The following is a 16198-nucleotide window of genomic DNA, read 5'->3' as shown; positions in this document are numbered from 1 at the left end:
TGCGGATCAGGACCCTGCCTGATCTTCCTTGGCGCGTTCGCGTCCGGCAAAATGATGGCCGACCAGCCAGGCAACAACAGCGACGACGAGGCCAACACCAAGGGCAATGAGCAGGCGTTCATGCCGCGCGAACGCCTCACCCACCATCTGTTCCGCGCCCAGGCCGAAGATATAGCCGATGCCGCTGAACAGGGCCGCCCAGGCCGCAGAGGAGATGGCATTCAAGATGACGAAACGCGGCACGGGCACAGTCGACAGGCCGGCGGCGATGCCGCCGACCAGGCGCATGCCGTAGATGTAGCGGTTGGTCAGTACGAATATGTTGGGATGGGTGTTAAGCAGGCGATAGGCGCGGCTGAAGCCCGGACGCCTGCGCAATCTTCTCACATAGCGATGTTCGGCGAAGCTACGTCCCAGGGTGAAGAAGAAGGTGTCGCCGGCGAAAGCGCCGAGAAAGGYGGCGAGGAAAGTCTGCCACAACACGAAAACATGCTGGTGGGCGAAGAAGCCGCCAAGGATCGCGGCACTTTCGCCTTCGGCGACGCAACCCAGGAAGACCGCGATCAGCCCGTATTGCTCGATGAGATGATGGATGGTCTCGCTCATTCCGTTGCTGGCCGCGCCGACAGTTTCTCGTCGATGCGCCTGATCTGCTCGGCCATGCGCAGGATTTCGTCGCGCATGCCGATGATCTCGCTGTGGCGCAGCTCGTCGAGCTTTTCATGCAAGGCCATGATCTCGATCTCGGCCTTCAGATTGACCTCGTAGTCATGCGCAGCGTCGATGCGGTCGCGCTCGGTCTGGCGGTTCTGCGACATCATGATCACCGGCGCCTGGATCRCCGCCAGCATCGACAGCACTAGGTTGAGGAAGATGAAAGGGTAGGGGTCGAAGGCGTCGCGCGTGAGCAGCCAGGCGTTGCCGACAGTCCAAACGGCGAGAAAGGCCAGGAAGCCGAGGATGAAGGACCAGGAGCCGCCGATCCTGGCGATCGTGWCGGCGACGCGGTCGCCATAGGTCGCGTGGAAGGCGACGGCCTTGTTGGTGTCGCGCGTGATTGTGGTGCGCTCAAGCGTCGATTGYAGCACGCGGCTCTCGAGCGGACCGAAACCTTCCGGTTTTCGCTTGAGCAAACGGTTCGCCATGTCCTCGACGATCTTGTTCATCTGTCTTCTCCTTCGCCCGGGCGTCGATAGACGTAGAGGCTGCCGGGCCGGACGTGAAGTGCTAGATTGCGGCGAACAGGGCGAGGACAAAGATGCTCGATTTCCGGAAAATCCATACACGGGCGGCAAAGCGCAAGGGCGGCGAGGCGGTGCTGGAGCCGCTGCTTGGCCCTAGGCCCGACAATGCGGCGGTGGYGAAAGTACCCGACGATCGCATTCTTTCCACCATGGCAGAGCGCATTTTCGCCGCAGGCTTCGTGTGGCGGGTCATCGAGCAGAAATGGCCGGGTTTCGAGGAAGCGTTCCTCGGCTTCGAGCCGAAGCGGCTTCTGTTCCAGCCCGACGATTTCTGGCACGAGCTGGCGTCCGACAGCCGCATCGTGCGCAACCCGCAGAAGATCAAGTCGGTGCGCGACAACGCCGCCTTCGTCGACCGCGTCTCGAAGGAGCATGGCAGTTTCGGCAAATTCATCGCCGGATGGCCTGCGGATGATCAGGTCGGCCTGACCGCCTATCTCGCCAAGCATGGCAGCCGTCTCGGCGGCAACACCGGCCAGTATTTCCTGCGCTGGCTGGAATGGGACACGTTCGTCGTCTCGTCGGACATGGCRGCGGCGCTGCGCGACGCCGGCCTCGATATCGCCGAGAACCCGACCTCGAAGCGGGACCTCGACAAGATCCAGGCGCAGATCAACCAATGGTCGGCCGAGACCGGACTGCCGCGCCGCCACATCTCGCGCATCCTGGCGATGTCGATCGGCGAGAACCGCTCGGCGGAGGCGTTGCGCGAGTATATGGGCGACTAGGTGGCCAGGACTGATCAGCGTTGCCGATCTATCAGGATACGACCTGTGGTCGATCCTGAGTGGCACAACCAAACGCCATTGCGGGGCGATTTGAGCCACGCTACATCCGTTCCATGACCCAGACCGCTCCCGATATCCTGCGCATCGCCGTCGCCCAGCTCAACCCGACTGTCGGCGACGTCGCCGGCAATCTGGCAAAAGCGCGCGAGGCAAGGGCGGACGCGGCGCGACAGGGCGCCGACCTGGTGCTCTATACCGAGCTCTTCCTCGCCGGCTATCCGCCGGAAGACCTGGTGCTCAAGCCTTCCTTCCTGAGGGCATGCGAGAAAGCGGCGCAGGATTTCGCCAAGGATACGGCCGATGGCGGCCCCGGCGTCATCATCGGCACGCCGCTGAAGCGCAAGTCGGGCACACACAATTCCATCGTCTTCGCCGACGGTGGCAAGATCATTGCCGAGCGCTACAAGCTTGACCTGCCGAATTATGGCGAGTTCGACGAGAAGCGCGTGTTCCAGGCCGGGCCGGAACTGCAGGGTCCGGTTAATTTCCGCGGCGTGCGCATCGGCGTTCCGATCTGCGAGGACATCTGGGGCGACATCGCCGTCTGCGAGACGCTGGCCGAAAGCGGCGCCGAAATCCTTCTGGTGCCGAACGGCTCGCCCTATTACCGCGCCAAGATCGACGTCCGCCACCAGGTGGTGATCCGCCAGGTCATCGAAACCGGACTGCCGATGATCTACGCCAACCAGCTCGGCGGGCAGGACGAGCTGATCTTCGACGGCGCGTCCTTCGCCATCGGGGCCGACAAGACTCTTGCCTTCCAGATGAGCCAGTTCGAGGAGGCGGTCGACGTCACCACCTGGAAGAGAAAGGGAGACAGCTGGGTCTGCTCGGAAGGCCCGATGTCGAAGATCCCGGAGCGCGAAGAGGCGGACTATCGGGCCTGCATGCTGGGCCTGCGYGACTACGTCAACAAGAACGGCTTCAAGAACGTGGTGCTCGGCCTTTCCGGCGGCATCGACTCCGCCATCTGCGCGGCTTTGGCCGTCGATGCGCTGGGCGAGGAGCGGCTGCGCACCGTCATGATGCCCTATCGCTATACGTCGAAGGATTCGCTGAAGGACGCGGAAGACTGCGCGCGCGCTCTTGGCTGCCGCTACGACATCGTGCCGATCTCCGAGCCGGTCGAAGGCTTCAAGCATGCGCTGACGCAGCTCTTCGAAGGCACCCAGGAAGGCATCACCGAGGAAAACCTGCAGAGCCGCGCGCGCGGCACCATCCTGATGGCGATCTCCAACAAGTTCGGCTCGATGGTCGTCACCACCGGCAACAAGAGCGAGATGTCTGTCGGCTACGCCACGCTTTACGGCGACATGAACGGCGGCTTCAATCCGATCAAGGACCTCTACAAGATGCAGGTCTACGCGCTGTCGCGCTGGCGCAATTCGCATGTGCCGCCGGGCGCGCTCGGCCCTTCGGGCGAGGTCATCCCAAAGAACATCATCGACAAGGCGCCGTCGGCGGAACTACGCGAAAATCAGACCGACCAGGATTCGCTGCCGCCCTATCCGGTGCTGGACGACATCCTGGAATGTCTGGTGGAGAACGAGATGAGCGTCGACGACATCGTCGCGCGCGGCCACGACCGGGCGACGGTGACGCGCGTCGAGCACCTGCTCTACATCGCCGAATACAAGCGCCGCCAAGCGGCGCCCGGCGTGAAGATCACGAGGAAGAATTTCGGCCGCGACCGCCGCTACCCGATCACCAACCGGTTCCGGGACCGCGGTTAGCCTTCGCATGCTTGAAATCAGTTTCGACCTGTCGCGGATCGATTTCCGGGCGACCTCCGACCAGCTCATGCGAAGCTATTGGGGTGCGTCCCGCACCGACGAGGCCAACCGCCGCGCTTTCGAGAACTCGCTTTGCGCCGGGGCTTATCTCGATGGTGAGCAGGTCGGTTTCGCCCGCGTGATCACCGATTATACCGTCTTTGCCTATCTACTCGACGTCATCGTCTGGCCGGAGCGTCGCGGGCATGGGATCGGCAAACAGCTTGTGCAAGCACTCCTCGATCATCCCGATATGAAGACCGTTTCTCATTGGAGCCTCACAACCAACGACGCTCACAGCCTCTATCAGAAGTTCGGATTCCGGACGGAGGGTCGTTACATGCGGCTGGATCGCTCACCCGCTGCCTGAGGTCCCGCTACAACCCGCCGTTGTTGCAAATTCGTCTCAGTGCTTGGACCAGATGCCGTTTTGGCGATAGGCCGGCTTGGCGACCGGCTGATGTCTCCCTATAAGGGCGTCTCCGCGATTCCCTTCCGGGAGGACCGTATGGCAGGATTTGACATCGTTATGCGAGGCCGCGAAGCCTAGGTCTGCTCGGGCTTTCCGAAGCTTTTTCGGAGAGCCGGACGCAGGACGGGCATTTGCCGCTGCCGGTCGCCGCCTCAGGGCAGGCGGTCCACCATACTGAACCTCCCGCTCTTTTGCGGCGCCGCAGGGCGCTGATGCGGGTTTTCCAATTCGAWTTTTCCGGGACCGGGCTCGTTTGCGCCCGGATGACATCATGGCTCGTTTCAAGATTGATCTGCGCGCGAGCGCCTTTCGCAGCGTGCTCGGCTTCACGTTCAGCCACTGGCGGCGCCAGCCGTGGCGGCTTTCGCTCATCATGGGCGCCTTCCTGCTCTCGACGCTGGCCGATGTGCTGACGCCCTTCTATTCCGGCCGCCTGGTCGATGCCGTCGCCGGCGGCGCCGGAACCGACGCAGTCGCGTGGAATGCGGCGATGGTGGCGTTCTCGATCCTGATGGCGCTGGCGCTGGCAGGCGTCGTGCTGCGCAATGTCGCCTTCCTGTGGATCGTCGAGCTGACGCTGAAGATGATGTCGGACATCGCCGCTGATGCCTTCCATCGGGTRCAGCGTTTCTCGACCGACTGGCACGCCAACAGCTTTGCCGGGTCGACGGTGCGTAAGATAACGCGCGGCATGTGGGCGCTGGATCTGCTCAACGATACCATCCTGATCGCGCTGATGCCGTCGGTCGTCATGCTGGTCGGATCGACGCTGCTACTCGGCTGGTTCTGGCCGCTGATGGGAGCCGTCGTGGCGGCCGGCTCGGCGCTGTTCATCGCCGTCACGGCGATGCTGTCGCTCGGCTATGTCGCGCCCGCCGCGCGGCTCGCCAACAGCTGGGACACGCGGCTGGGCGGCGCRCTGGCCGACGCGGTGAGCTGCAATGCCGTCGTCAAGKGTTTTGGCGCGGAGACCCGCGAGGAAACGCGGCTGGCGCGCGTCGTCGCCAAGTGGCGTCTGCGCACCGGCCGCACCTGGATGCGCGGCACCGCCAACGGCACCACGCAAGGGGTGCTGCTGCTGGTGATGYGGGCGGCGGTTATCGGGCTTGCCCTCATGCTGTGGGCCTGGGGGCAGGCAAGCGCCGGCGATGTCGCCTTCGTGCTGACCTCGTTCTTCGTGCTGCAGGGCTATCTGCGCGACATCGGCACGCATATCCGCAACCTGCAGCGCTCGATCAACGACATGGAGGAACTGGTCGACTTCCAGTCCGAGCCGCTCGGCATCGAGGACCGGCCCGGCGCCCAGCCGATCCGGATCACCGATGGACGCATCGCCTTCGACAAGGTGACGTTCCACTACGGCAATCATCGGCTGCCGCTCTACCGCGATTTCTCGGTCGATATCGCAGCGGGCGAGCGCATCGGGCTGGTCGGRCATTCGGGTTCGGGCAAGACGACCTTCGTCAAGCTGATCCAGCGACTCTATGACGTGAATGCCGGGCGGATCCTGATCGACGGGCAGGACATCGCGCAGGTCGAGCAGGCCTCGCTGCGCGGCCAGATCGCCATCGTCCAGCAGGAGCCGATCCTGTTCCACCGCTCRCTTGCCGAGAACATCGCCTATGCCAGGCCCGGCGCCAGCCAAGCCGAGATCGAGCACGCAGCCAAGCTCGCCAGCGCGCATGATTTCATCACCAGCCTGCCCAAGGGCTATGGAACCCTGGTCGGCGAGCGTGGCGTGAAGCTGTCGGGCGGCGAGCGCCAGCGCGTGGCGATCGCCCGCGCCTTCCTGGCCGATGCGCGCATCCTGATCCTGGACGAGGCGACGTCGAGCCTCGACTCGGAATCGGAAGTGCTGATCCAGAAGGCGATGGAGCGGCTGATGGTCGGGCGCACGACCCTGGTGATCGCGCACCGGCTCTCGACGGTGCGGGCGCTCGACCGGCTGCTGGTCTTCGATCGCGGGCGTATCGCCGAGGAAGGTTCGCATGACGACCTGATCCGGCTGAACGGYGGCATCTACCGGCGGCTCTTCGAGCGTCAGGCGCTCGAATTGACCAAGGGCCTCGTCGCCTGAGGAAAGGACTGCGCCCGGCTTTAGCCGGGCGCAGTCAGACGCCATGCGGCCCGGGATCAATCTCGCTGGAGCGTTTCACCGTTTCACGGAAACGGCCGCGGGGCGTTATGTCCGACCCTTGCTACCCCGCCAGGATCGTCCGGGCAGTCCGCCTGCATTTGCAACCGCCCTCCCGTCATGCGGTTAGGGCGGCTCAATACACTGTTCAAACTACTTTATATATACCTAACATTTATGAGTTTCTATTTTAGTTTTTATGTATGTTTATAGCTTTAAGCAATTATCCTGATGTATTTACAGAAAAGAAAACTGGGAGTGGCAGAGTAAGGCCTCTTTGAGATTTTTTTGCAGGAAGCGACCGGATGGAGATTCCTTTGGGAACAACGGCAGCCTTCAGCGCTTTCGCATAGGCATTCACGATGAATCCTGTTTCCGCAAAAGCGGGCCCGGGCAAGGTGGTCGGGCCGTCGGCGCTGGAATCCCATGGCTTGGTCCGGCATTTGGCCGCCGGGGATCTCGAGCATGTCGCCGCGCTCTTCCTGACGAAGTTTCGCCATCGTCGCCGCCAGCGCGACCGCGCCATCGCGCGGACGGCGGACTATATGAGGGAGCTTTACCTCGGCGGCGATGAGAGCAAGGCTCTTGTCCAGATCGACCCGCAGGGCCGATTGGGTGGCTTCATGGGCGTCCTGAGGGCCCGCTATGAGCTCAACGGAACGGCATTGAACGCCGCCATCATCGGTCCATTCATGACCGACTCCAGCATCGACCACGGTTGGGCCGGGCCACAATTGCTGCGTGCCCTGCATCAAGGCGAATTCGACCTGTACCTGACCGATTCCGCCAACCGGACATCCTTGGCCTTCGCGCGTCCGATGAAGTATCAGCTCCTGCCGGTGCATTGTCTGGAATGGACCTGTGTTTTCCGGCCGGGCGCTATGGCCGTCGCCATGCTGCGCCRCAAATGGCCGGGGATGCCTCGTCTTGCGCTCGATCMCTTCGCGGGAGCGTTGGATGCGCTCGCACGAAAAAGGTTCGAGCCGGCGGCCCAGCATTCGTCAAGCCAACGGATCCATCGGGAGCCGATCGATGYGGCCCGGTTCGCGGAGCGGCTGCCTGTCCTCATGGCCGATTATTCCCTGCGTCCGAGCTGGAGGGATGGCGAGTTGCCGCGGTTGCTCGCGCTGGCGGCTGAGAAGCAAGCCGACGGGCCACTTCATTTCGGCGGAATTCACGATGAAACAGGCAAGATGCTGGGATGCTACGCCTTCTATGGCCAGGCCGGCGGCATCGCGAACCTCCTGCAAATCCAGGCGTCCGGGTCCCACTGGGGGGCAACGCTGGATGCTCTCATTGCGGCTGCGCGGGATTTGGGCTGCGTGGGCATTGCCGGCCAGACCCAGAGCAGGTTCATGCCTCAACTCTTCGGCTACAAGAACGTCTTCTTCCACTATGCCGGGGGCACGATGGTGCGCTCGCGCATTGCCGAGGTCACGGAAGYGGTCCGCTCCGGCGACATCTTCATCGGCGGTTTGATGGGCGATCGTTGGACCCGGCTCAGTTCCGATGATTTCGGCCGCGTCTGACGATCTTGCGATACGACGCAATTCCGGACGGAAGGCTATGGCGAAGTCGCCGAGCCCAACCGCGCACTTTTCCCTGGGATTGCTTTGAATCAGGCGAACTTGTGCGGCGCTGCGCAGAAGCCGGCTATGATCTGGCAAAGGTCGGGTTCGTTGACCATATTGACGGCTTCGTCCGGGCCGACCCATTTGCGCGTGCGCGCGCGCTTCTCTTTCCAGCGATCCGCCACGCGCTCGACATGCAGCGGAAAGACCAGCACCTCGCAAGGCACTTCCTCGCCTGAGGCGAGGACCTTGGCATAGAAATAGCGACCGGCTTCGAGATGCGAGACGGTGCCGCGCAGCCCGGCTTCCTCGCCCGCTTCGCGCGCGGCGGCCTCGCAAAGCGGTTCCCTGGCCTCCGGCCAACCCTTTGGCAGCACCCAGCGCCCGGTGTCGCGACTGGTGATCAGCATGATCTCGACGCCGTTCTCGCCCTCACGCCAGGGCAAGGCGGCAACCTGCAGGCGACAAGGCGCGACGCCAAAGAGCCGCCGGACTCTTTCGGCCATCTGGTTGTGCGTCGCCGGCCTCGTCAACATGATGAGAAGCTGCCCCAGCCTCCAGAATCGTTTGCCACCTTACGAATCTTATGGCGAATTGTGGGCTTTAAAAGTAAAAAACTTCACTCTATCGGGAAATACCACCAGAAAAGGTCATCTGCCCAAGTAGTTGCGTTCATTGGCGCGGTTACAGGACCGGCTTTTGAGGCAGTTCCTCTGGTGACATGAGGGCCCGCTCGGCCGGCGTGATCGTCCGTGATCGGTTCCGGYCAGATTTTTCAGGCAATAGCGGCCGTTCAGCCCGCGTGATCATCCGCGATCGGCTTCTGGTACGTGAAGCCCATATCCCAGGGAAAGTAGATCCAGGTGTCCTGGCTGACCTCGGTGACGAATGTATCGACCAGCGGCCGGCCCTTCGGCTTGGCATAGACGGTCGCAAAATGCGCCTTCGGCATCATGGCGCGCACAATGCCCGCGGTCTTGCCGGTATCGGTCAGGTCGTCGATGATGAGCACGCCGGCGCCGTCATCGGCAAGCAGCGAAGGCGATATCTCCTTCAGGACCTGCAACTGACCCTGGCTGGTGTAGTCATGATAGGAGGCGACGCRGACCGTCTCAATAATGCGGATGCCGAGCTCGCGCGCGATGATGGYGGCGGGCACCAGTCCGCCACGCGTGATGCACACGATCGCTTTCCATTGTCCCTTGCTGGCGCCGGAAAGCCGCCAGGAAAGCGCACGGGCGTCGCGGTGGAACTGGTCCCACGAGACGGGAAAAGCTTTTTCGGGAAGGGACATGGTTCGCACTCCGCAAGGCGCGCCGTCGGCGCGCAGAAACACTGGAATGCAGGCGGAATTAGCCGGAAAGCGCCGGGCTTGGCAAGGGGAGGGCTGGCCAGGGCTGTGGACTCTAGGCGCGTCGCGCTAAAATGAATCAGCGCGACAGGAAGGCCGCCACATTCGTCGTGCGCAGCACCGTGCGGGTGACGCCGCCGAACAAGAGCTGGCGCAGCCAGGAGTGGCTGTAGGCGCCGAGCACCAGAAGATCGGCGCCGGACTCGGTTATCCGCGACTGGATGATATCGTCGACCGAGGAGCCGTCCGATTTCTGCACGCAGACGCCGACATTGGCGCCGTGACGCGACAGCGCCGCTGCGATCTCGGCGCCGGCGGCTTCCGGAGATTCATCGAGTGTCTCCGGCGGGTCGATGACGAGAATGTCGGTCTTGTCGGCCTCGGCGATGAAGGGCAGGGCATCGAAAGCCGCGCGAGCCGCTTCCTTGCTGCCGTTCCAGGCAAGCAGCACACGCCGGAAGGTGGTGACCAGCGGCCCGGCGTGGGGCACGACCAGCACCGGCCGGCCGGCATCGTAGACCAGCGTGTCGACGTCGGCGCTCGGGTCGCCGCCGGTATCGCGCTGCGCGGCGATGATCAGATCGGCGGCGCGCACGCTCGAGATGCCGGTCAGCGCGCTGTCGCCGGAGAAGCTTTCCAGGCTCCGCCACTCGAAGGACAGGCCGGATTCCTCGATCCGCTTCAGGAAATAGGCCTGCAACTTGTCGGCCCGTTCTTTGTTCATCTCGGCCGAGACCTGGAGGAATTCGGTATCCGGGAAGCCGGTGGCCGATGTGTAGGGCACGGGAAGCGCCTCGGCATGGATGCCGACGAGATGGCTCTCGAACCTCTCGGCAAGCGGAAGGGCGCAATCGAGAACGCGCTCGGCGTCCTGTTCGTTCTGCAAAATGGCAACGATTGTCTTGAAGCGCATGACCGGTCCCTCAATTGTTTGCGCTACGCGCGTGCGCAGCGAAGGAACGCCTCAGCGCGTTGACTGGTTCCAGCCGAACGGCGGTCAGTCGGCCTTGACGAAGCCCGCCACCATCGCCTCGACGTCCTTGCGCGCGGCCTCGAGCGCTTCCTCGCTGCGGGCTCGGACGAYGAGCTCGGTCCAGAATTTGCCGTCGCCATATTTGGGATAGGAGCCGATGATCGTGTCGGGATGCGCCTTCTGGATCTCAGCCAGCGGCCCGCCGATCAAGCCCTCGCCGAAGGGACAATGCACCGTGGCCGACAGCATCTTCGTGCCGGCCTTGAGCGTCGGCACGACATTGTCGAGCATGGCCTGGAAGATCGACGGCACGCCGGCCATGACATGGACATTGCCGATGCGAAAGCCCGGCGCGACGGAGACGGGATTGTCGATATGGTCGGCGCCGCGCGGCATGYGCGCCATGCGCTTGCGCGCTTCGGTGAATTCGATGCCGCGCCCGGCATAGCTTGCCTCGAGCAGCGCGTAGGCCTTGGCGTCGTATTCGCAGGGCACGCCGAAGGCCTTGGCGATCGAGTCGGCGGTGATGTCGTCATGCGTGGGGCCGATGCCGCCGGTGGTGAAGACGTAGGTATAACGGGCGCGCACGGCATTCACCGCCGCAACGATCTCGTCCTCCTCGTCGGGGACGATGCGCACTTCCTTCAGATCGATGCCGATCGCCGTCATGATGTCGGCGAGATGGCCGATGTTCTTGTCCTTGGTGCGGCCGGAGAGGATCTCGTCGCCGATGACGAGCATGGCGGCGGTGACGATTTCAGGCATGGCGGGCTCCGGCGCAAAAGGTCGCCTGAGATAACGCGGCCGGCGGTCGGCCGCAATCGAAACCGGGAATGTGTCGGATGYGCGCTTGTGGCGGCGGCCGTTGCGGATATGGTGCGGTCGGTCGGGCCGGGGTGAAAACATGCCGATATCGATTGTCTTGTGGCTGCTCGCCGGCCTGCTTGCCGCAGCGGCCCTTGCCGTGCTCGCCCTGTTGCTTGCGACCTGGAGGATCGCGGCAAAGGCCGAAGGACTGGTGCCGCCTTGCGGGAAATTCATCGAGATCGACGGCAACCGCATCCACTATTTGGAAGAGGGCGAAGGCAGACCTATCGTCTTCGTGCACGGGCTCGGCGCTCAGCTCCACCATTTCCGCCACACGATGTTCGGGCGTTTCGGTCCTGGTTTCCGGCTGATCGCGCTCGACCGGCCGGGTTCCGGCTATTCGGTTCGGGCAAGGGGCGCGACCGGCCGATTGCCCGAACAGGCCGACATCGTGCGGCGCTTCATCGAGGAATTGCGCCTGGAGCGGCCGCTCGTCGTCGGCCATTCGCTCGGCGGGGCCATCGCGCTTGCTCTGGCAACCGGGCACCCGACGGCAATTTCTGGCATTGCGCTGCTCTCGCCRCTGACGCATCACGAAGCGAGGATACGCCAGCGGTTTGAGCTGCTCTATGTTCCATCGCCGCTGCTGCGCCGCGTCCTGGCCTATACGGTGGCGATACCGCTCAGCCTTCGTTACGCGCGGCCGACGCTGAGGTTCATTTTCGCGCCGCAAGCGGTCCCCGCGGACTACATGGTCGCCGGCGGGGGATGGCTCGGCTTGCGTCCGTCCCACTATTTCGCCACATCCACCGATGTCGTGGCCGTGGAACGGGACCTTGGCGAAATCGAACGGCGTTACCGCGACATAGCGATGCCGTCAGGCATCCTGTTCGGCACCAGCGATCAGGTGATCGGCGAGRCCGTTCATGGCGAACCGATGCTRGACAAGATTAAGGGCCTCGACTTCGAACGGGTCGAAGGTCTCGRCCACATGCCGCAATTTGTGGAACCTGAACGGGTCGTGGCCTTTATCCAACGTGTCGCCATGCGTGCCTTCGCTGTCGCGCAATGATTTCGGCTGGCGCCCCGCGCCGCCCACGGCCGTTCACGAGACGTCACATAAAAGTGTCGGACATTCTGTCCCACCCGGGATTTCCAATGGAACTTTAGCCCCCGCCGCACGGTTTCGTCAGTATCGCTGTGGGGCTTCGGCCCCACGTATTTTTTGCGATCAAGAGAATGGAGAAATCCGATGCTTACAAGACTTATCGCAGCCTCGGCGCTGGTGCTGGCCATGGGGAGMGCGGCGATGGCGCAGTCATCCGATGACTGGTGGTGGTGGCACCGCGACAATCGTCCCACGGCGAGCGAGCAGGTAGACCCTTATACCACAGGCAGCATCAATGGTGGCTCTGGGCTGACCACCTACGGCAATACCGGCACCCTTGGCCCGTGCGCGGACACCACGCCTGGTCCGGATGCCAACTCGCAGCAGAACGTCAACGACCATTACTGCGGCAAATAGGACCGCATAGTCGCCGGCGGCCGGTATGAAGCCTTGGGCTTTGCCGGTCCCGGAGACGCCGCCTCCTAGGCCAGAGCGTTTCACCGTTTCCGTGAACGGTGGAACCCGATTCCGGGCGGAAGCCCGACCGCTCACACTTCCTGGAATGCTAGTCGGATACTTCGGTCTGCGGGCGATCGCGGCCGTCGGCCAGTTCGTCGTGCCACTTGCCTTCGGAATCCTCATACTGGATGCCGTCCGTGGTACCGGCGACCTGCTGCTCGGCCGAGGCGATTTCGGCGGCGCGCAGCGCTTCCTGGTGCGTGCGGAAAGTTTCTGAGAATGTCGAGCCGACCTTGTAGGCCCAGCCGCCATCATGCTCGACGATCTTGTAAGTCAGCTTCGCCATGGAATCCTCCGGTTAAGAAACCCGCTAGTGCGTTTCACCGTTTCACGGAAACGGTGAAACGCCCCGTCTCCTTGTTATACGCAATTCCGGACGGAAAACCGCTCACACTTTTCATGGAATTGCTCAGTGCAGCTTTGCGTCGGGCAGCCTGTCTTCAGGAACCAGCACGTCCGATTCCCTGGCCGCCTCGACGAGGGCGCGACGTGCGTCCGCTGTCGAACGATAACCTTCCAACGCTTTGAGGCAAGTGTCGAGAGCATCACGATGGCGCTCGCCGCGATTGAGCGGCCAAACGGTCATCAGGCACTCGGCGGCCTCGCGGGTGCTTCGGATTTGGCGATATTTGCCGACATGGCCGAGCTCGACCACCACCGGCTTTTCAAAGGGCTTGTTGTCTATCATGGCCGCCAACGTAAAACGGCCAAATTGGTTGCAGTTGTGGCGAGGATCCTGCGCCCAAACGTCTCAGGACCCTCGTCCCCCCGGCTTTGTTTTGACGCAATTCCGGACGGAAAACCGTGTCACACTTTTCCTGGAATTGCTCTAGCCGGCGGCCTTCATCCAATGCTGCATCGTCGTCACCGAACGTGCCAGTTGCGGCGCGGGATGGATTTCCTCGCCGAAGGCAGCCGCCGCGCGCCAGCCCCAGCGCGGGTCGGCCAGGAATGCGCGCGCCAGCGCCACCATGTCGGCACGACCGTCGGCGACGATCGCCTCGGCCTGGCTCGGATCGTCGATCAGCCCCACGGCGCGCGTCGGRATGCCGGCGCCCTTGCGCACGGCTTCCGCCAGATGCACCTGGTAGCCGGGCCCGGGCGGCACCTGCTGCAGGGGCGAATTGCCGCCACTGGAGCAACAAATATAGGCGATGCCCTCGGCCTTCAGCGCCTTGGCCACCTCGATCGCGTCCTCGACGTCGAAACCGCCGTCGACCCACTCCTTCACCGAAAGGCGCGCGCCCAGCATCATGGATGGAGCGGCCTTCCTCACCGCCCTGGCGATTTCGACCGCGAAGCGCATGCGGTTTTCCAGCGACCCGCCCCAGCGGTCAGTCCGCCGGTTGGAGAGCGGCGACAGGAACTGGAAGATCAGATAGCCATGCGCGGCATGCAGCTCGGCAAAGTCGAAGCCGGCACGTTCGGCGCGCACGGCCGACTGTGCAAAACGCCCGATGAGACCCAGGATCTCATCCTCCTCCAACGCGTGCGGCACATTCCAGCCGGTGTCATAGGCAATGGCCGAGGCGGAAACCGTCTGCCACGGGTCTTCTCCAGGCTGCAGTGGACCGCCGCCTTCCCAGGGTTTGCGGTTGGAGGCCTTGCGGCCGGYATGGGCCAACTGGACGCCGAACTTCGTGTTAGGCGCGGCGACACGCCTGGCGGCGTCGAGCGTGCGYTTGGCGGCCGCCTCGTTGTCGTCTGAATAGAGGCCGAGGCAGCCATGCGAGATGCGTCCGCGCCGCTCGACATCGGTCATTTCGACGGTAACCATGCCGGCGCCCGACATTGCCAGGTTCATCCAGTGATGGAGATGCCAGTCGCTGGCCGAGCCGTCCTCGGCCGAATACTGGCACATGGGGGCAACCGCGATACGATTGGGGAAGGTGAGGCCGCCGAGGGTGATCGGCTGGAAAAGCGATGACGTCATGAAACGGGCTCCTGGCGAGATACCGCTATCTAGGCAGTCGCGGCGCGTCGCGCCAGACACGAGCCGGTGAAACTGCCGCTGGACCAGTCGGTTTCCAGGATTGCGCGGGTTATCGTTCGCCGCTACCCCTTTGCGGCCAACATGGAGATCGTCATGGAAGATCGCATTCGCATCCGTTCGGAGGAAATCCTTTCGGACGACTGGGCGGTGCTGAAGAAGACGGTGCTCGACTATCGTCGCCGCGACGGGCGATGGGAGACGCAGATCCGACAGACCTACGATCGCGGCGACGGCGCGGTGATCCTGCCCTTCGATCCGCAGCGCTCGACCGTGCTGCTCGTACGGCAGTTCCGTTTCCCGGCTTACGCCGTGGGCCATCGCCAGCCGCTGATCGAGGCCTGCGCCGGCTTGCTCGACGAAAACGATCCCGAAACCGCCATCCGCAAGGAGGCGGAAGAGGAACTGGGCTATCATCTGAAGGATGTCGAGCGGCTGTTCGCGCCGTTCATGAGCCCGGGCAGCGTGACGGAGCGGCTCTGGTTCTTCACCGCGCGTTATTCGCCGGCCGATCGCATTTCCGACGGCGGCGGCGCGCCGGAAGAGGGCGAGGACATCGAGGTTCTGGAAATGCCGTTGGACGAGGCGCTGGCCGGTATCGCCGACGGCCGCATCGTCGATGCCAAGACCATCATCCTGATCCAGCACCTGAAGCTCAACCTGATCAAGGCTTGAGCCTGTCTTCGGCTACGTGCTTCGGTGTTGGTGGCCTGCTACCCGAAGCTCCTCCTTCGCCTAGGCTTCGAAGGAGTCGTCAAAGAGCGAATGGTGGTGCGGACGACGGGAATCGAACCCGTACGATCATAGATCGAGGGATTTTAAGTCCCTTGCGTCTACCAATTCCGCCACGTCCGCAGGCGTGCCCTTTTCAGATGCCTGATATGAGCCGTCAAGCGATGTTTAGGGTCGTCCGCAGTTTGCGCGGGCGGCTGTTGCATAGATTTAACATTAGTGATGTTTAAAATGCCAAGTTCTCCAAACCGATCTCATTAGCCTTTGTCTGCGAGCATCGGGCCGGCATTGATGGTGGGACCATGCGTGGGGCAGGCTGGATCAGGGGACTCAGGGAGGCGGAGGCGCGGCAGCTGCGCTGCGAGATCGATCGGCTCGAACGAGGGCTGATCGAGGCCGCCAACTCGAAGGCCAAATGGAACCTGCATGAGGTCGCGCACACGCTGCGCTGRCAAAAAGCGCGGCTGCGGCGTCTGGAGGAGTGCCTCGCCGCCATGCCTGAAGGAAAGAGGGCTTCGGACCGATCCTGACCGGCCGGTCGCAATCCTCGGCATATCCGCCATTGTCCGGGCCCAGCGCGAGCGGGCGATTGGAAAATGGCGCGATCGCGGAATTACGATCTGCTAAAGGAATGCTAGGTTTTGCGGTGCGGTCGATCCGCCGAGGCCGGCGTCCATAGGCCCCTACCCATTYCCCCGCCCCCTGCGGGCGCCGGCCACCTGAATTTTCGGAAGACG

The 16198-nt window shown here is 63.2% G+C and carries 18 protein-coding genes and 1 tRNA gene; 9 read left to right on the top strand and 10 right to left on the bottom strand.

Annotation, left to right across the window (positions count from 1 at the left end; translation table 11 throughout):
- Nucleotides 1-6 precede the first annotated feature (6 nt).
- Nucleotides 7-606 (bottom strand): DedA family protein, encoded by a 600-nt coding sequence (locus tag LCM4576_RS23590; protein ID WP_071034896.1) that lies wholly within the window; start codon nt 604-606, stop codon nt 7-9.
- Nucleotides 603-1166 carry a DUF1003 domain-containing protein gene (locus tag LCM4576_RS23585; protein WP_071034895.1) on the bottom strand — a complete coding sequence of 188 codons (564 nt, stop codon included), beginning with the start codon at nt 1164-1166 and terminating at the stop codon, nt 603-605. Before LCM4576_RS23585 ends, LCM4576_RS23590 begins: the two co-directional genes overlap by 4 nt.
- Nucleotides 1167-1258: 92 nt before the next feature.
- Here LCM4576_RS23585 and LCM4576_RS23580 point away from each other — a divergent pair, with 92 nt between their 5' ends.
- From LCM4576_RS23580 to LCM4576_RS23560, 5 genes are all read left to right on the top strand, one after another.
- Complete coding sequence (locus LCM4576_RS23580; RefSeq protein ID WP_071034894.1) at nt 1259-1972, top strand: DNA-3-methyladenine glycosylase I; 714 nt, start codon at nt 1259-1261, stop codon at nt 1970-1972.
- Between the two features lie 113 nt (nt 1973-2085).
- The gene (locus LCM4576_RS23575) at nt 2086-3765 is read left to right on the top strand and encodes an NAD+ synthase (protein ID WP_071034893.1); all 1680 of its coding nucleotides are present in this window, start codon (nt 2086-2088) and stop codon (nt 3763-3765) included.
- 7 nt (nt 3766-3772) lie between these two features.
- Nucleotides 3773-4174 (top strand): GNAT family N-acetyltransferase, encoded by a 402-nt coding sequence (locus LCM4576_RS23570; RefSeq protein WP_071034892.1) that lies wholly within the window; start codon nt 3773-3775, stop codon nt 4172-4174.
- 373 nt (nt 4175-4547) lie between these two features.
- The gene (locus tag LCM4576_RS23565) at nt 4548-6353 is read left to right on the top strand and encodes an ABC transporter ATP-binding protein (RefSeq protein ID WP_071034922.1); all 1806 of its coding nucleotides are present in this window, start codon (nt 4548-4550) and stop codon (nt 6351-6353) included.
- A gap of 419 nt (nt 6354-6772) precedes the next feature.
- A complete protein-coding gene (locus tag LCM4576_RS23560) occupies nt 6773-7939 on the top strand; it encodes a hypothetical protein (RefSeq protein WP_071034891.1) in 1167 nt (388 codons plus the stop codon).
- Between the two features lie 89 nt (nt 7940-8028).
- On the opposite strand, the gene LCM4576_RS23555 is transcribed toward LCM4576_RS23560, so the two are convergent.
- The 4 genes from LCM4576_RS23555 to LCM4576_RS23540 form a co-directional block, all read right to left on the bottom strand.
- On the bottom strand, nt 8029-8517 hold the full coding sequence (locus LCM4576_RS23555) for an NUDIX hydrolase (protein ID WP_071034890.1): 489 nt from the start codon (nt 8515-8517) through the stop codon (nt 8029-8031).
- Between the two features lie 257 nt (nt 8518-8774).
- Nucleotides 8775-9275: a xanthine phosphoribosyltransferase gene (gene gpt, locus LCM4576_RS23550; protein WP_071034921.1), complete on the bottom strand. Its 501-nt coding sequence runs from the start codon at nt 9273-9275 to the stop codon at nt 8775-8777.
- Nucleotides 9276-9411: 136 nt separating this feature from the next.
- On the bottom strand, nt 9412-10245 hold the full coding sequence (locus tag LCM4576_RS23545) for a universal stress protein (RefSeq protein WP_040981419.1): 834 nt from the start codon (nt 10243-10245) through the stop codon (nt 9412-9414).
- Nucleotides 10246-10329: 84 nt separating this feature from the next.
- Nucleotides 10330-11070, bottom strand: a complete 741-nt coding sequence (locus LCM4576_RS23540) for a competence/damage-inducible protein A (RefSeq protein ID WP_071034920.1) — start codon at nt 11068-11070, stop codon at nt 10330-10332.
- A gap of 139 nt (nt 11071-11209) precedes the next feature.
- Here LCM4576_RS23540 and LCM4576_RS23535 point away from each other — a divergent pair, with 139 nt between their 5' ends.
- On the top strand, nt 11210-12184 hold the full coding sequence (locus LCM4576_RS23535; RefSeq protein WP_071034889.1) for an alpha/beta fold hydrolase: 975 nt from the start codon (nt 11210-11212) through the stop codon (nt 12182-12184).
- Between the two features lie 180 nt (nt 12185-12364).
- On the top strand, nt 12365-12637 hold the full coding sequence (locus tag LCM4576_RS23530) for a hypothetical protein (protein ID WP_071034888.1): 273 nt from the start codon (nt 12365-12367) through the stop codon (nt 12635-12637).
- Nucleotides 12638-12785: 148 nt separating this feature from the next.
- Here LCM4576_RS23530 and LCM4576_RS23525 read toward each other — a convergent pair whose 3' ends face one another.
- The 3 genes from LCM4576_RS23525 to LCM4576_RS23515 form a co-directional block, all read right to left on the bottom strand.
- Nucleotides 12786-13025: a DUF2188 domain-containing protein gene (locus LCM4576_RS23525; RefSeq protein ID WP_040981411.1), complete on the bottom strand. Its 240-nt coding sequence runs from the start codon at nt 13023-13025 to the stop codon at nt 12786-12788.
- Between the two features lie 123 nt (nt 13026-13148).
- On the bottom strand, nt 13149-13427 hold the full coding sequence (locus LCM4576_RS23520; RefSeq protein WP_040981408.1) for a DUF982 domain-containing protein: 279 nt from the start codon (nt 13425-13427) through the stop codon (nt 13149-13151).
- A 141-nt stretch (nt 13428-13568) separates the two neighbouring features.
- The gene (locus LCM4576_RS23515; protein ID WP_071034887.1) at nt 13569-14672 is read right to left on the bottom strand and encodes an NADH:flavin oxidoreductase/NADH oxidase; all 1104 of its coding nucleotides are present in this window, start codon (nt 14670-14672) and stop codon (nt 13569-13571) included.
- A gap of 153 nt (nt 14673-14825) precedes the next feature.
- On the opposite strand from LCM4576_RS23515, the gene LCM4576_RS23510 reads away from it, so the two are divergent.
- Entirely contained in the window at nt 14826-15404 is a 579-nt protein-coding gene (locus LCM4576_RS23510) for an NUDIX domain-containing protein (protein ID WP_071034919.1), read from the top strand.
- 94 nt (nt 15405-15498) lie between these two features.
- Here the strand turns inward: LCM4576_RS23510 and LCM4576_RS23505 are convergent.
- Nucleotides 15499-15584, bottom strand: a tRNA-Leu gene (locus tag LCM4576_RS23505).
- A 179-nt stretch (nt 15585-15763) separates the two neighbouring features.
- On the opposite strand from LCM4576_RS23505, the gene LCM4576_RS23500 reads away from it, so the two are divergent.
- Complete coding sequence (locus LCM4576_RS23500; RefSeq protein WP_071034886.1) at nt 15764-15991, top strand: hypothetical protein; 228 nt, start codon at nt 15764-15766, stop codon at nt 15989-15991.
- The last annotated feature ends 207 nt before the right edge of the window (nt 15992-16198 follow it).

This window comes from Mesorhizobium sp. LCM 4576, assembly GCF_001854815.1.
Classification (GTDB): domain Bacteria; phylum Pseudomonadota; class Alphaproteobacteria; order Rhizobiales; family Rhizobiaceae; genus Mesorhizobium; species Mesorhizobium plurifarium.
Note: the sequence above shows the minus strand (reverse complement) of the source record. Positions and strands in the feature narration are given on the sequence as shown.

What these genes read in the sequence shown, in the direction of transcription:
- LCM4576_RS23570 (WP_071034892.1), top strand. Translation starts at nt 3,773, where the DNA reads ATGCTTGAAATCAGTTTCGACCTGTCGCGGATCGATTTCCGGGCGACC.
- LCM4576_RS23555 (WP_071034890.1), bottom strand. Translation starts at nt 8,517, where the DNA reads ATGTTGACGAGGCCGGCGACGCACAACCAGATGGCCGAAAGAGTCCGG.
- LCM4576_RS23545 (WP_040981419.1), bottom strand. Translation starts at nt 10,245, where the DNA reads ATGCGCTTCAAGACAATCGTTGCCATTTTGCAGAACGAACAGGACGCC.
- LCM4576_RS23525 (WP_040981411.1), bottom strand. Translation starts at nt 13,025, where the DNA reads ATGGCGAAGCTGACTTACAAGATCGTCGAGCATGATGGCGGCTGGGCC.
- LCM4576_RS23520 (WP_040981408.1), bottom strand. Translation starts at nt 13,427, where the DNA reads ATGATAGACAACAAGCCCTTTGAAAAGCCGGTGGTGGTCGAGCTCGGC.
- LCM4576_RS23510 (WP_071034919.1), top strand. Translation starts at nt 14,826, where the DNA reads ATGGAAGATCGCATTCGCATCCGTTCGGAGGAAATCCTTTCGGACGAC.